Here is a 14,401-nt window from a genome sequence, read left to right as displayed (position 1 = left end):
CTCGTCCGCCGGTCCGTGCACCTGCGTACACGTTCGGTCACTCCGCGCGGGCGGAGGGCGGGACGTCAGCGGGCGGGGTCCGCTTCGGCGGCCCGGGCGGAGAGCGGGGTGGCGATGTCCTCCAGGGAGCGGCCCTCGGCCGCGACCGCGTAGAAGACGGCGACGAGCCCGGCCGCCACCATCAGCCCGGCGCCGATGGAGAAGGCGAGGACCGCGTCGGAGACCACCCCGCTGGAGGTGAGCCCGGCGAAGATCAGCGGTCCGGAGATGCCGCCGGCCGCGGTGCCGACGGCGTAGAAGAAGGCGATCGACATCGCCCTGGTCTCCATCGGGAAGATCTCGCTGACGGTCAGGTACGCCGAACTGGCCCCGGCGGACGCGAAGAAGAGCACCACGCACCAGCAAGCGGTCATGGTCACGGCGGTCAGCCGCCCCGCGCCGAAGAGCCAGGCGGTCCCGAACAGCAGCGCACCGGACAGGATGTAGGTGCCCGCGATCATCGGCCGTCGGCCCAGCGTGTCGAACAGACGGCCCAGGAACAGCGGGCCCAGGAAGTTCCCGAAGGCCACGACGGCGAAGTAGTAGCCGGTCACGGAGCTGGAGACGTCGAAGAACGTGACCAGGATGGATCCGAAGCCGAAGGTGATGGCGTTGTAGAGGAAGGCCTGCCCGACGAAGAGCGACAGCCCGAGGACGGCCCGGCGCGGGTAGGTGCGGAACACCGTCTTCGCGATCTCCCCGAAGCCGATGCTGCGCCGCACCGTGATGGTGATGGCCCGCTCGGGCTCGGGCAGCCGCCGTCCCGTCTCCTCCTCCACCTGACGTTCGATGTCCGCGACCAGGTCCTCCGCCTCCTGGGTCCGCCCGTGGATGAACAGCCAGCGGGGGCTCTCCGGTACGTGCCGCCGTACGAGCAGGATGACCAGGCCCAGGACGACCCCGAGGGCGAACGTCAGCCGCCAGCCCACCGACGGTGCGAACAGCTCGGTGTTGAGGGCGACCACCGACAGCAGGGCCCCGGCGACGGCGCCGAGCCAGAAGCTGCCATTGATGATCAGGTCGACACGGCCCCGGTACTTGCTGGGGATGAGCTCGTCGATCGCCGAGTTGATGGCCGCGTACTCGCCCCCGATGCCGAAGCCGGTCAGGAAGCGGAAGAGGAAGAACCACCAGACGGAGAAGGACAGGGCGGTCAGGGCCGTCGCCCCCAGGTAGACGGCCAGCGTGATCAGGAAGAGCTTCTTGCGGCCGAAGAGGTCGGTGAGCCGCCCGAAGAACAGCGCCCCCGAGCACGCGCCCGCCACGTACAACGCGGCCGCCAGACCGGTGACCTGCGCGTCGGTGATGGGCAGGCCGCTGCCGTCCTCGGAGAGGCGGCTGGCGATGCTGCCGACGACGGTGACTTCAAGGCCGTCCAGGATCCAGACCGTGCCGAGCCCGATCACGATCATCCAGTGCCACCGTGACCAGGGCAGCCGGTCCAGTCGGGCGGGCACCTTCGTGGTGACGGTTTCCATGGTCGTCGACACTCCTGTCCCGGACATGCCGGGCGTCTGCCCCCGCCGATCAGGAGCAAACGGGGTCGGGACGCGGGCGCGTCCGGGCCCGCACCCCGGTCACGTCGGTCACCCGCCGCGGGTCACGTCGGTCACCTGCCGCGGGTCACGTCGGTCACCTTCACGTCCTCCGTCTCCGGAGCGCCGAACGCCTCGGCGACCACCCCGCCGCCGTCTGCGGTGACTTCCAGGGCCACGTGGCCGCCCATCGCGCGCAGGTCGATCCTGACCCGGGGCGCGCCCGCGCGGTCCGGCATCCGGTGGATCCGCGAGGCGGGGTAGTCGAGTCCCGTCAGCTGCTTGTGCATCGCCTCGTAGTCGGCCGGCTTCGTGCCCTTGAAGGCCTCGCCGACCCGCTTCGCGTGCTCACTGCCCACGCACTTCTCCGTACCGGCCAGCGGCACCTCCGGGGCCGTGGCGGGCGAGGCGGAGCCGGTGGCCGGCTTCGACGGGGGCGCGGCGTCGTCCAGCGGTACGGGGATGTCGCCGTCGGCGTTCGGGACGCCCGGCGGGGTCTGGCCCGGCCCGTACCTCGGCGTGGGTACGGCCTCCGCGCCCGGCAGGTCCTCCGGCTTGGGAACGCCGCCACCGCCCGTGGCGTTCGGCGCGTCCGGGCTGCAGCCCTGCGCGGTACGGGTCATCAGGGCGAGGAAGCGCACCTCCTGATCGTCGCCCGGCGACGACGGGTCCTGCGCGTTCTCGCCCACCGTGCTGCCCGCGGAGGCCCGTTCGGGGGTGTCGTTCTGGGCGCCGCAACCGGAAAGGACCAGGCAGCCGAGGGCGGCCGCCAGTACGGGCTTCAAGAGAGTCGTCGATCGCATGCAGGAATCATGCGCGACGCCGAACACCTTGTGAATGAGTACTCGTACTCATCGTGTCCGGGCCCCAACAATCAACAAAACCCGGTGTTTTGATCGGCTCGGCAATGCTTTGCGGACAACAAAAGCCCTCCCTACGGTCCTGTTTGTCGATCACCGCCGGTCGACTTGATCGAGAGGGAAACACCCATGCGCAGAATTGCGCTCCCGGTCGTGGCCGCCGTGTCCCTGGCCCTGCTGCTCCCGCAGCAGATGGCCTCGGCCACCGAGCTGCCCACGCAGCCCCTCGCCCAGGGCGAGATCCAGAACATCGGCCCGGGCATGTACGTGTCCGAGAGCAACAGCTACCAGATCGCCGAGAACGACGTGCCGGCCGGCCTCATGGGCCGCTCCCACACGATCGTCGGTCAGGCCCAGGGCGTCTCGCAGGCCCAGGACGCCCCCACCACCCGCTCCGATCTGGGTGTGTTCGGCCCCAGCTGGGAGGCCGAGTTCCTCGGCGGGCAGCTCAACCGGAAGCTGACCACGGGCAACGGTGCGATCACCACGACGTACCTGGACACCAACGAGTCCACCCGCTACGACCTGACCGACTCGGTCGCGGGCCCCAACGGCGGCAGCGTCAACACGTACAAGTCGGCGGACGGCTCGACCGTGGTCGAGAGCATCACCTGGGACGACCTCCTCGGTACGCTGAAGACGACCGCCGTGGAGACCCTGAACGTCAACCTGACCACCGTCGAGTCCGGTGACCAGGCCCCGGTCGACCAGTCGGGCAACCCGATCGCCGCGGCCGACCTGAAGACCTCCTTCACGTGGAAGCAGGTCGGCGGGGGCGGCGACAACTGGCGTGTCACCGCCGTGGGCAGCAAGGCGTTCCAGCAGTCCACGGTCGCCTACGACTCCGCGGGCCGCGTCTCCACCGTCAAGGAGCCCGCCCGCGGGGAGACCCCGGCGCAGTCCCTGAAGGTCAACTACGCCACCGCCACCACCGCTTCCGGCAGCGCCCTCGGTGATGTGAACGGCCAGGTGAAGGACATCACCCTCACCGTCGACCAGACCGTTCAGACGCTGGCCCGCTACTCCTACGACACCTCCGGTCTGCTGCGGAAGGTCACCAACCCGGCGGAGGGCAGCGAGCTCAACGCCTACACCTACGACGGCAGCGACCGCGTCGCGACCGCCACCTCGGACAACGGCGCCCGCTGGGAGCTGACGTTCTCCGGTGACGCCGCCGCCCCGCAGGCGCAGGAGACCACCGGCACCGTCCCGGTCGCGGGCAGCGCGATGTCGGGTGCCCCCAGCATCTCCCAGGGTGAGGGCATCACCCCGGCCGCCTCGGACTTCAAGGGCTCGGAGATCACCGACCCGCAGGCGTACCCGCGCTACTGCTCCACCGCCGTGTCGTGGATGTGGTACCAGTACAGCGGCTGCGCCACGAAGGTCGCCCACTACGGCTGGCACAACCCGTACTGGAAGCAGACGCCCACCAAGGCCTGGGTGATCGGCATCAACCACGACCACTGCACCAGCGCCGCCGACAAGCCCTCGGGCTGGGACTTCCGCGCCGCGTGCGACTCGCACGACTACGGCTACGGCACCATCGGCAACAGCTACAAGGGCTACAGCTACTACCTGGACCGCAACAAGGGCATTTCCGTCGATGTCGCGTTCTACAACATCCTGTACAACAACACCTGCCCTGCCTACTTCTGGAAGGGTCTTTGCCGGTCGACCGCCTACACCTACTACACGGCCGTCTTCTACTTCGGACGCCCCAAGAACGGCGCCAACGCCACCTGATCCGTCAGCTGTCCCGGCCCCGTTGAACACGAGGGGGCCCGGCAACGAGAAAGCTTCGCTGCCCGGCCCCCTTTTGCGCGCCCGAATACCCCTTCACGACCTGGAGCAGTAAGTGAAAAGACCCGTATGGGCCTTGGTGACCGCCACCGCGGCGGCCCTGGTGCTCACCGCGATACCGGCGCCCGCCAACCCGCTGCTCGGCACCAGCCCGGCCTCCGCGGCGCCGACCGGCCCGGTCGACCCGCCGCTCCTCGACGAGACGGCGAGCGGCGGCACCGTCCGCGTCAACGTCGTCACCGACCAGCGCACGGACCTGGCTTCGGCCTCCGAGGCGGGCCAGACCCTCGTGTCGTACGACACGCTGCCGATGGTCACCCTCCGCGTGAACCGTGCGGGTCTTGACGCACTGAACTCCAAGCCCGGTGTCCTCAGCGTCACCGAGGACGTCCCGGTCCCGCCGACGCTGAACGAGTCCACCGTCAAGATCGGCAGTGACAAGGCCGCCGCCGCCGGGAAGACCGGCGCCGGCACGGCCGTCGCGGTCCTCGACACCGGCGTCGCCACCAAGCACCCGTTCCTGTCGGGCCGCGTCAAGACGGAGGCCTGCTTCTCCGTCAACGACGAGAGCTACGGCGCCACCAGCCTCTGCCCGAACGGCAGCGCCGAGCAGGCGGGCCCGGGCAGCGCCGACGCCGAGGCCGGCGCCTGCGCCACGCTGGGCACCGCGTGCTCCCACGGAACGCACGTCGCCGGCATAGCCGCCGGCAACGGAGCCGGCATCAGCGGGGCGCCCACCCGCGGTGTCGCCCCCGGCGCGGACATCGTCGCCGTCCAGGTGTTCTCGAAGTTCAACTCCGACGAGTACTGCGGCGCCGGAGCCAGCCCGTGCGTGCTCAGCTTCACCAGCTCCCAGATCAAGGGACTGGAGAAGGTCCACGCGCTGAAGAAGGCCGGCACCAACATCGTCGCCGCCAACATGAGCCTGGGCGGCGGACGCTGGACGACGGCCTGCGCCGCCGACCCCCGCAAGCCGATCATCGACAGCCTGCTCACGGAGAACGTGGCCACCGTCGTCGCGGCGGGCAACAACGGCTACACCGACGCCGTCAGCGCCCCCGGCTGCGTGTCCTCCGCCGTCACGGTGGGCTCCACCACCGATGACGACCAGGTCTCCACCTTCAGCAACCGCGGTCCGCTGCTGGACCTGTTCGCCCCCGGCACCTCGATCGTCTCCTCCGTGCCCGGCAACACCTACGCCAGCAAGAACGGCACCTCGATGGCCGCCCCGCACGTGGCCGGCGCCCTGGCCGTGCTGAAGCAGACCTACCCCACCGAGGGCATCGACAGCCTGGTGTCGCTCCTCGCCACCAGCGCCGCCTCGGTCACCTACAGCGGTACGAGCACGCCCCGCATCGACCTCGGCAAGGCCGTCACGGCGATCGAGCCGAAGCCGGAGGCGGACAAGAAGCCCCGCTCCTTCCAGGTCGACAACGACCTCGACGTGAACATCCCCGACGCCCCCACCGGTGCGGGCACGCCCGGCACGCCGGTCGTCTCGCCGGTGACCGTGACCGAGTACCCCGGCAACGCGCCGAAGAACCTCACCGCGTCCGTCAACATCACCCACGCCTACCGGGGCGACATCAAGCTGGAACTCCTCTCGCCCACCGGCAAGACGTACCTGCTCAAGAACGCCAGCGCCTCCGACGGCGCCGACAACATCATCGCGCAGTTCGCCGTGGACGCCTCCGACTCGCCCGCCAACGGCGAGTGGAAGCTGCGGATGACCGACACCGACGACGGCGACGCGGGCAAGCTGACCACCTGGTCGCTGATCTTCCCGACGCCGTTCGAGAAGACCACCAGCCAGGTCATCCCCGACACCGGGACCCTCTCCTCGACCATCAACGTCTCGGAGATCCCCGGCAACGCCTCCGGCCCGCTCCAGGTCTACACCAACCTCACGCACACCAAGATCGGTGACCTGCGGCTCGTCCTGACGAGCCCCGACAACCAGTCCTTCACCCTCAAGCCCTACGGTTCCGAGGCCGGCGGCACCCTCCAGACCACCTACGGAGTGGACGCCACCGACGCGACCGCGAACGGCACGTGGACGCTGAAGGTCACCGACTCGGCCGGTGGTTCCACCGGTGACCTCAAGGGCTGGTCGCTCAGCTTCCCCTCGTACGAGAACCAGACCGTGAAGGCGATCCCGGACAAGAACTACACGGAGATCTGGACCAAGGCCGACGGCCTGTCCGGTGTCGGGTCCGACAAGCTCCAGGTGTTCGTGCACGTCGAGCACCAGGCCCTGTCCAACCTCAAGATCGACCTGATCGCCCCGGACGGCTCCTTCCACGCCCTCAAGGCGGCCGGCACGAGCGGCACGTCCACCGGGTCGGGCGTCTTCAAGAAGACCTACACGGTCAACGGGACCGACCTGCCGGTCAACGGCTGGTGGAAGCTCCGCGTCGACGACGTCATCACCGGCAACACCGGCACGGTCAACAACTTCGTCGTCAGGTTCTGAGCCGGCTCCCGGCACCCCCGACGACCGACGGCGAACGGCGCGCCCTGAGCACCCGCGAGGTGCGGGGCGCGCCGCCCCCGCCCCGGACACGAAAGGCTCCTCCGCTCATGAAGAAGACCTCCCGCGCCCGCCTCGGCACCGCGCTCGCCACGGTCACGGCGGCCACGGCCCTGGTCGCGGCCACCGCCGGCAGCGCGCAGGCGGCCGAGCACAAGGTCACCTCGAACTGCGACGTGACCTGGATCAACTGCGCCAACGAGCCCCTGCTGATGCTCTTCTACAACTCCAAGGAACTGGCCATCAAGGACGGCTCCTACACCTCCAGCTGGGCCCAGTTCTACGGCAACGTCAGCGACTACACGGGGACCAGCCAGTACCAGGGCTCCACGCTCACCACCTTCCGGTACGTCTTCAACGGCAACGGCACCGGCTCCTGGCAGTACATGAAGAACAACGCCGCCTCGGTGCAGAACTGCTCGGGCACCGACGCCTACCGCGTGTACTTCAACTCCGGCTACGGCGGCACCTCCCAGTACTTCCAGAAGCGGGAGCCCTACGGCAGCTGCCCCTGGTCGAACCTGATCTCCGCGCTGAAGAACGAGAACGCCTCCCAGCACTTCGCCTGACCCGCTCGCCCCTCCCCCTGCGTAAGGAAGCCGAGACCGTGAAGTTCAACCAGCGCGCATCCGCCGCCGCGATCGTGGTGGTCGCGGCCACCAGCCTGCTGACCTCCTGCGCCGGCGGCGCCACGTCGTCCGTCACGCCGGCGGCGCCCGCGGCCGGGGACCGGCCCCTGGTGGACAGGGCCAAGTGGCCCAAGGCCACCCCGGAGCGCGGCCTGGCCCGGGGGCTGACCCTGCCGCTCGAGACCTACATGCAGACCTTCGAGGAGACCGTCGTCCTCGACGGGGCCGTGCGCCGGCTCCAGGAGCGGTGCATGGCCGACTACGGCCTCCCGGTCCAGCTGCCGGTGGAGGGCACGAACCCGCCGCCCAGCGACAACGACGCGAACATGGAACGGCGTTACGGTCTCACGGACCGGGAGGCGGCGGCCGCCCACGGGTACGGCCTGCCCGGGGAGACCACGGAGCCGGTGCGGCAGAAGGTCCCGGAGCTGGAGCCGGCGGAGTTCGAGGTCCTGACCGGCCACAAGCTGCCCGCCGCCGCCGCCAAGGGCGCGCCGCAGCAGGCCCCCGAGCGCGCCCGCGACTCGTACAACGGCAAGAAGCTCCACGAGGGCGGCTGCACGAACTGGGCGGCCCGGCAGATCGAGAAGCCCACGCAGGACGACCTGACGTTCGTCGCCGAGCTGAACGGCAACTCCTTCACCGAGTCCATGAAGCTGCCGGCCGTCACGAAGGCCCTGGGCGAGTGGTCGCAGTGCATGGACGGCAAGGGCCACAAGGGCCTCACGACGCCGTTCGACGCGGCCAACCGGGTGCCCCACGTGGAGGGCCGCCCCTCTCCGGAGGAGATCGCCGTCGCCGTCGCCGAGGTCGACTGCAAGACGCAGACCGGTCTGGTCGACGTGTGGTTCAAGGAGGAGTCACGGCTCCAGACCGCGCTCATCGCCCAGCACCTCGGCACGCTGGACCCGATCCGGTCCCGCAACGGCGCCGCGGTGGACGCGGCCGGCAGCAAGGCCGGCCGCTGACCGCCACCGCCCGTGCGGGCTCCGGCTCACGCGGAGTGGGACACGATCTGGGTGACGACCCACACGGCCCACGCCAGGGGGATGAGGGCCACGTAGGCGAGCGGCCGTCGCAGGACGGGCGGCCCCGTGTCGAGGTGGGTACGCCCCTGGACCGGAGCCGAAGGGGGCAGCGCGCGGTACTTGAGGTGCGCGACCAGGTTCCACACGAGGGTGAGCGGGTTGAGGATCACCAGGGAGAGCGGTCCCCACCAGCCGAGGATCAGGGTCCTGTAGGTCATCTGCCGGACCACGGCCAAGCCGCAGTCCCGGCAGAACGGTCCGTCCAGGTGCTCGAACCTCATCATGATGAGGATGCCCGTGTGGGCGCGGACCTTGAAGTTCACGGCGGTCTGCCCGCCGCACGCGCGGCAGACCGTGGGAACCGGGCCCGCGGGATACGCGGATCCGTGACCGCCGGGCGCGGCGGCGGCGCTGCCCCAGGCCGGAGGGTGGGCCTGACCGCGCGGAGCGTCGTACGGGTTGCCGGTCGCGGGGCCGTGGCCGGCCGGGTGGTGCGGTGTTGCCATGGTGGGACGGATCTCCAAGTCTGCTCGTGGTACAGGAGCTGGGACGAGCGGACCGGAGCCTTCGGTTCCACCACATGGGGCGTGATCGTCTCAAGGACGGCCCAGGCGGGCCAGGGCCGCCCTGGTCAGGGCTCGGACGGCGGCCGGCAGGGCGGTGCGGGCGTCCGGGGCGAAGTCCGGGGCGTGGTTGGCCGGCAGGGCCGCCATCTTCTGCGCCGCCGTCGCGCCCGGGGCGCGGGACCAGGCGGCCGGGCCGGCCGTACCCACCATCCAGTAGCCGAGCCGGATGCCGCGCTCGCCGTGCACCCGCGTCCCCGCGTCGCCGAACAGGGCGAAGTCCTCCGTCGCCAGCGATGGCGGCCACATCGCCACCCGCTCCACCCCGAACTCGGCCGCGTGCGCCTCCCGTACGGCCGCCGTCAGCCCCGGATCCGGGTGGGTGACGGGGGAGGCGGAGAGCCGGACGACCTCCGGATCGCGGGGGCAGCCCGCGGCGGCGCACTCGCCGCGCACGATCCGTTCCACGGCCGCGGCCGCCCGGGCCAGCGAGGCCTCGCTCACCGCCCTTACGGTGACGCCCAGTTCGGCGCGGTCCGGGATGACGTTCGCCCGCTCCCCCGCCCGGAAGGAGCCGACGGTCACCGCCGCCTGGTCCGCCGGGGCGGTCTCCCGCGCCACCACCGTCTGGAGCCTGGTCACCACGTGCGCGGCCGCCACCACCGGGTCCACGGCGAGGTGCGGGGCGCCCGCGTGGCCGCCCCGGCCGTGCACCACCACCCGGAAGGTGACGCTGCCCGCCGTCACGGGCCCGTACGCGTGCGCGACCATCCCCGCCGGCAGCGGCGCCGCGTGCTGGGCCAGGACGTCGTCGGGCCGGCCGCACCGCCGGTAGAGGCCGTCGGCCAGCATCGCCCGGGCCCCCTCCAGCGTCTCCTCGGCCGGCTGCCCGGCCACCACCAGGGTGCCCCGCCAGGCCTGCGGCGTCCCCGCCAGCAGCAGGGCCGCGCCGGCCGCCGCGGCCAGGTGCAGATCGTGCCCGCAGGCGTGCGCCGCCTCCCCGTCGGCCGCGTACGGCAGCCCCGTGGTCTCCCGTACCGGCAGCGCGTCGAGTTCGGCCCGCAGCAGGACGGTGGGCCCGTCCCCGTTGCGCAGCACGCCGGCCACGCCGTGTCCGCCGATGCCCCGCGTGGTCGCGAACCCCGCCGACTCCAGGCGTCCGGCGAAGCGGTCCGCCGTACGCCGTTCCGCTCCCGACAGCTCCGGGTCCCGGTGCAGTTCCAGGTAGAAGGCCGTCAGGTCCCGCAGGTGCGCGTCGAGTCGGGTGAGCGGCAGAGGTGTGTGGTGGCCGGTCATGGAGCCATGATCGGCCGACGGGCCGGGGGCGGTCACGTCAGGGCGCTGACACCTCGTGTCAGAGGAGTGTCAGAGGTACGAAGGGTCCGGTGACGGCGGCACCCGCTCTGATGGGGGCAGGCGCGGCGCAGCCCGGCGCCGTCCCCTCACCGGACCGTCACAAGGAGTCATCATGGAGAAGTCGCCCCTCGCCTCGCTCGCGGACGAGATCCTGGAGCTGGAGTCGGAGACCTTCGAGATCTCCGACTACTCGGACGCCAGCGAGGTCGTGCTCGCCGGTTCCACGAGCTGCAGCTCCACCTCGACCTGTTCCTCGACCACCAGCACCACCTCCTGCTCCGCCTGACCCGTCGGGCCGCGGACGCAAGGATGCCCCGGTCCCCGCACGTGCGGGAGCCGGGGCATCCGCCCGCCCTAGGGGAAGGGGTGCGGGACCCGGCGGACGTCGGAGTCGGCGAGGTCGGCGGTCCGCAGTCCGGCCCTGCGCGGCGCGGTGCGCAGCCGCGGCAGGTACGGGGCGCGCTGCCGTGACCAGCCGAAGTCGATGGGCAGCAGCCCCGGCACCACCGCGCAGACCGTGTGCAGGCCGATCCGCCGCTGCTCGGGGGTGGTCTGGTCGACGACGATGACGTCGTGTCCGGCGCGCACCAACTCGTCGACGACGCACAGCAGATCGTCGCGGAGGTCGCCGGTGCGGGGCCGTCCGTGGTCCGTCCAGGACCGGTAGACCTCGTCCATCGCGCGTACGGCCAGGGGCTCGCGGTAGGGCCGGACGTGTTCGGCCATCGCCGGCAGTCCGTACAGCTGGGCGTGGTCCTTCAGGTGCTGCACCTTGCCGAAGTCGGCTGCCATCGCCTCCAGTTCGCCGCGCCGCTCCTCGACCTGCCGGGGCAGGTGCGGGATGTAGGTGAGCACCTCCGACAGGGCGGCCTCCACCGCCGTCGCCGGGTCGAGGGCGGCGCCGGCTCCGAAGGAGAACAGCCCGGGGCCGCCGTCGCGCCGCACCGCGAGCCCGGTGACCACCGGGACGGCCAGGTCGACGCGGTTGTCGAAGGCGTGCACGTCGTATCCCTGGAGCGCCGCCCGGTCGGCCATCGTGCGCACCGCGGTCCCCGGCACGCTCGCCAGGTCGATCTCGGTGAGCAGCAGTCCCCCGTACCAGGCGAGCAGGAAGGCGTCGCGCTCGACGAGTTCGAGCAGGGCGCCGAGCAGTGCCTCCTCCGGGCAGCTGCCGATGGCGCAGCCGTTGGAGCACTCGAAGACGAAGTTGTCGGCGGCGAGACCGGCGCTGTAGTGCACCAGCCGGGCCGGGACCAGGACGGGCCGGTCGTCGCGCAGCGAGTGCCCGTACACCCACGGGATCGGCCGCTCGGGGTCGAAGGGCGACACGAGCGGGTCGTCGCGGTAGGTCGCGGGCGCGTAGAAGCCGCACTCGGCCGGGTCCAGCGCCCGCTCGCCCAGCTCCGCGTAACTGGCGGTGAGCAGGGCGTTCCCGGTGCGGCGGTGGGTGCCTGCGTAGCGTTCCAGCCCTTCGAGGTGGGCCAGGTCGCGGCTGGCCGTGAAGCTGTTGGCCTGCCCGCTCCAGGTGACGTCCGTCAGGCCGGCGTAGCCGCGCATGAAGACGCTGCCGGCGACCGGTGCGGTGGTCGGTGAGGTGACGTTCAGCCAGGTGCCGCCACCGAGGACGCCCGTCACCGGGTTGGCGAGTGCCGCGTACGGCATCGGGTACGAGGACGCGGGGCGCAGCCGCTGCGCGCCGGGGTCGGGTTTGGGCCTGGACGCGGGTGTGAAGGGCCGTGGCGCGTCGGTGCCCCGCGGGCCGCAGTCCGGGCACAGCGGGTCGGCCAGCAGCGGGTACGTCCGGATCCGCAGCGTCTCCAGGTCCAGCCGGGACACCTGGGGCAGGGCCCGGTCGGCGGCCGGCCCGGCGGGTGCGGTGACCCGCCCGCCGTGGACGGCTTCGTGCAGCGCGTACACCGCGTCGTGCGCGTACGGGGACAGCCGGGGCCATTCGGGGCCGGTGGGCGTGCCCGGGCCGCTGCCCGTCTCCAGCGCGTCGCGCTCGCTGCGGCTGCGCAGCCGCTGGCGGCGCATGGCCAGGCACTGGCCGCAGGCCGGTGCGCTGCCGTCGCCGCCCCACGGGCCGACGAGGACCTCCCTGGCACTGAGGTGGACGCCGGCGGCCGGCCGGACGGCGGCGAACGGGTCGGCGGCGCGCGGCCCCAGGGCGTCGTGCACGCCCAGGGTCACCACGACGGCGCCGAGCGGCTCCAGCGCCCGGGCGAGGTCGCGCCGGGCGGATTCCAGGGGGGTCCCCTCGGGGGCGGGCGGACGTGGCGCGGTCGTCGTCATGTCCGGTTGCTCCAGCGGAAGGTCTTGAGGCCGATCGCGCCGAAGAGGAGGGCGAAGCCGAGCAGTGCCGCGCAGCCGGTGCCGATGGTGGTGAGGGATCCGGTGCCGGTGAGCGCGCCGGTCGCGGCGTCGTTGAGGTAGCGCAGGGGCAGGACGCGGGAGACGGACCGCAGCCACGACGGCATCATGTCGAGCGGCAGGAACGAACCGGACAGGAACGCCATCGGCACCATCAGGCAGTTGGCGATGGCGGCGACGGCCTCGGGGGTGTTGGCGTAGGTGCCGACGATCACGCCGATGGCGAGGAAGGCCGTGATGCCGAGGACGAGGGCGGGCAGCACGAGCGGCCAGCGTCCGTCGAGGACCAGGCCGAAGCCGGGGAGCACGGCCACCGCGATGAACACCGCCGCCTGCACCACGCCCACGGCGAGGGCGAGGACGTACCGGGAGGCGAGCACGGTCGTCAGCGGGGTCGGCGTCAGCCGGATCAGCCGCAGCAGGTCGTCTCGGCGCCACTGCATCAGGGTGAAGGCGATGCCGAAGACGGCCGCGTTGGCGACGCCCCAGGACATCACTCCCGGCGCGATGTAGGAGATGTAGGGGCGGCCGGTCTCCTCCACGTCCTGCCCGCTGAAGATCAGGCCGAAGACGACCAGGAAGAGCAGCGGAAAGGCGAAGGTGAAGAAGAGGGTGGCCTTGTCCCGGACCTGCGCCCGGTAGCCGGCGGCGGTCAGGGCCGTGTACGCGCTCATGCCTGGTGCTCCGTCTGCGTGTGGGGGCCGGCCTGCGGGCCGATGTGCCCGGCGGCCGCGTGTGCGGCGCCGGTGAGTTCGAGGTAGACGTCCTCCAGCGTGGCCGTGCGGGTCATGACCCCGTCCAGCCCGGTGAGGGCGTCCACGGCCTGGAGCACCTTGCCGGGCGTGGCGGTCTCCAGGACGAGGGAGCCGCCCTGGAGGACGGCGCGGTCCACGCCGGGCAGCGCCGCGGCCTCCTCGACGCCGAGCCGGCCGACGGGCAGCAGCAGGCGTGCGGGCGCGCCGGCCGCGGTGACCAGCCGGTGCGGCGAGTCGAGGGCGGCGATCCGGCCGCCGACGAGGATCGCCACGCGGTCGCACAGCGCCTCGGCCTCGTCGAGGTGGTGGGTGGTGTAGACGATCGTGCGGCCCTGGCTCTTCAGGGCGCGCAGCACCTCCCACAGGTCGCGCCGGGCCTGCGGGTCCAGGGCGGCCGTCGGCTCGTCCAGGAAGATCAGTTCCGGTTCGTGGACGAGGGCGGAGGCGATGGCCAGGCGCTGGCGCTGGCCGCCGGAGAGGTTCTCCACCAGGACGTCGCGCTGCTCGGTGAGCCCGACGCTCTCCAGTGTGCGGTCCGCGGCCGCCGGGTCGCGGCGGTACAGGCCGGCGACGGTGGCGAGGTGCTCGCGCGCGCTCTGCCGTACGAAGAAGGCCGAGGCCTGGGTCTGTACGCCCATCCGTGGCAGCAGTGCGGTGTTGCGGGGCCAGGGGCTCTGGCCGAGGACGGTGACCGTGCCGCCGTCGGCCTGCCGCAGCCCCTCCATGATCTCGATGAGGGTGGTCTTGCCCGCCCCGTTGGGGCCGAGGAGCCCGAAGAACTCGCCGCGGCGCACGTCGAGGGAGACCCCGTCCACCGCCCGGCGGTCGCCGTAGCGTTTGTGGACGTCCTGGGCGGCGATGGCCGGGGAGTCGGGCGGCTGGGTGGTGTCTGTCGTCATGGGTCGTGCGTCCCTCTGTGTCTGTCGTACGGGTTGT

12 protein-coding genes are annotated in these 14,401 nt (G+C 71.8%); 5 read left to right on the top strand and 7 right to left on the bottom strand.

Annotation, left to right across the window (positions count from 1 at the left end):
* Window positions 1–65: 65 nt before the first annotated feature.
* On the bottom strand, window positions 66–1,544 hold the full coding sequence (locus IG86_RS0123685) for an MFS transporter (RefSeq protein WP_030899381.1): 1,479 nt from the start codon (window positions 1,542–1,544) through the stop codon (window positions 66–68).
* Window positions 1,545–1,648: 104 nt separating this feature from the next.
* Window positions 1,649–2,377: a hypothetical protein gene (locus IG86_RS40100; RefSeq protein ID WP_157854871.1), complete on the bottom strand. Its 729-nt coding sequence runs from the start codon at window positions 2,375–2,377 to the stop codon at window positions 1,649–1,651.
* 186 nt (window positions 2,378–2,563) lie between these two features.
* On the opposite strand from IG86_RS40100, the gene IG86_RS0123675 reads away from it, so the two are divergent.
* The 4 genes from IG86_RS0123675 (at window position 2,564) to IG86_RS0123660 (ending at window position 8,361) form a co-directional block, all read left to right on the top strand.
* Window positions 2,564–4,177 (top strand): phospholipase A2, encoded by a 1,614-nt coding sequence (locus IG86_RS0123675; RefSeq protein ID WP_234316085.1) that lies wholly within the window; start codon window positions 2,564–2,566, stop codon window positions 4,175–4,177.
* 112 nt (window positions 4,178–4,289) lie between these two features.
* A complete protein-coding gene (locus tag IG86_RS0123670; protein ID WP_037848241.1) occupies window positions 4,290–6,707 on the top strand; it encodes a proprotein convertase P-domain-containing protein in 2,418 nt (805 codons plus the stop codon).
* A gap of 107 nt (window positions 6,708–6,814) precedes the next feature.
* Window positions 6,815–7,333 (top strand): hypothetical protein, encoded by a 519-nt coding sequence (locus IG86_RS40095; RefSeq protein WP_051785358.1) that lies wholly within the window; start codon window positions 6,815–6,817, stop codon window positions 7,331–7,333.
* Between the two features lie 38 nt (window positions 7,334–7,371).
* Window positions 7,372–8,361, top strand: coding sequence for a hypothetical protein (locus IG86_RS0123660; protein ID WP_045936698.1), 990 nt, complete (start codon window positions 7,372–7,374; stop codon window positions 8,359–8,361).
* A 26-nt stretch (window positions 8,362–8,387) separates the two neighbouring features.
* On the opposite strand, the gene IG86_RS0123655 is transcribed toward IG86_RS0123660, so the two are convergent.
* Entirely contained in the window at window positions 8,388–8,927 is a 540-nt protein-coding gene (locus tag IG86_RS0123655; protein WP_030899377.1) for a hypothetical protein, read from the bottom strand.
* Between the two features lie 90 nt (window positions 8,928–9,017).
* A complete protein-coding gene (locus IG86_RS0123650; protein ID WP_030899375.1) occupies window positions 9,018–10,280 on the bottom strand; it encodes an amidohydrolase in 1,263 nt (420 codons plus the stop codon).
* Window positions 10,281–10,452: 172 nt separating this feature from the next.
* Here IG86_RS0123650 and IG86_RS0123645 point away from each other — a divergent pair, with 172 nt between their 5' ends.
* The gene (locus tag IG86_RS0123645) at window positions 10,453–10,626 is read left to right on the top strand and encodes a thiazolylpeptide-type bacteriocin (RefSeq protein WP_007268044.1); all 174 of its coding nucleotides are present in this window, start codon (window positions 10,453–10,455) and stop codon (window positions 10,624–10,626) included.
* 68 nt (window positions 10,627–10,694) lie between these two features.
* On the opposite strand, the gene IG86_RS0123640 is transcribed toward IG86_RS0123645, so the two are convergent.
* The 3 genes from IG86_RS0123640 to IG86_RS0123630 are packed head-to-tail and all read right to left on the bottom strand — an operon-like array spanning window position 10,695 to window position 14,364.
* Window positions 10,695–12,632 (bottom strand): TOMM precursor leader peptide-binding protein, encoded by a 1,938-nt coding sequence (locus IG86_RS0123640; protein ID WP_030899371.1) that lies wholly within the window; start codon window positions 12,630–12,632, stop codon window positions 10,695–10,697.
* A complete protein-coding gene (locus IG86_RS0123635) occupies window positions 12,629–13,384 on the bottom strand; it encodes an ABC transporter permease (RefSeq protein WP_030822042.1) in 756 nt (251 codons plus the stop codon). Before IG86_RS0123635 ends, IG86_RS0123640 begins: the two co-directional genes overlap by 4 nt.
* Window positions 13,381–14,364, bottom strand: a complete 984-nt coding sequence (locus IG86_RS0123630) for an ABC transporter ATP-binding protein (RefSeq protein WP_037848237.1) — start codon at window positions 14,362–14,364, stop codon at window positions 13,381–13,383. The genes IG86_RS0123635 and IG86_RS0123630 overlap by 4 nt, the downstream gene beginning before the upstream one ends.
* Window positions 14,365–14,401: the final 37 nt, after the last annotated feature.

Origin of the sequence: Streptomyces virginiae (assembly GCF_000720455.1) — a bacterium.
GTDB classification, from domain to species: Bacteria; Actinomycetota; Actinomycetes; order Streptomycetales; family Streptomycetaceae; genus Streptomyces; species Streptomyces virginiae.
The sequence above is the reverse complement of the archived record's forward strand: the minus strand, read 5'-3'. Positions and strand labels throughout refer to the sequence as shown.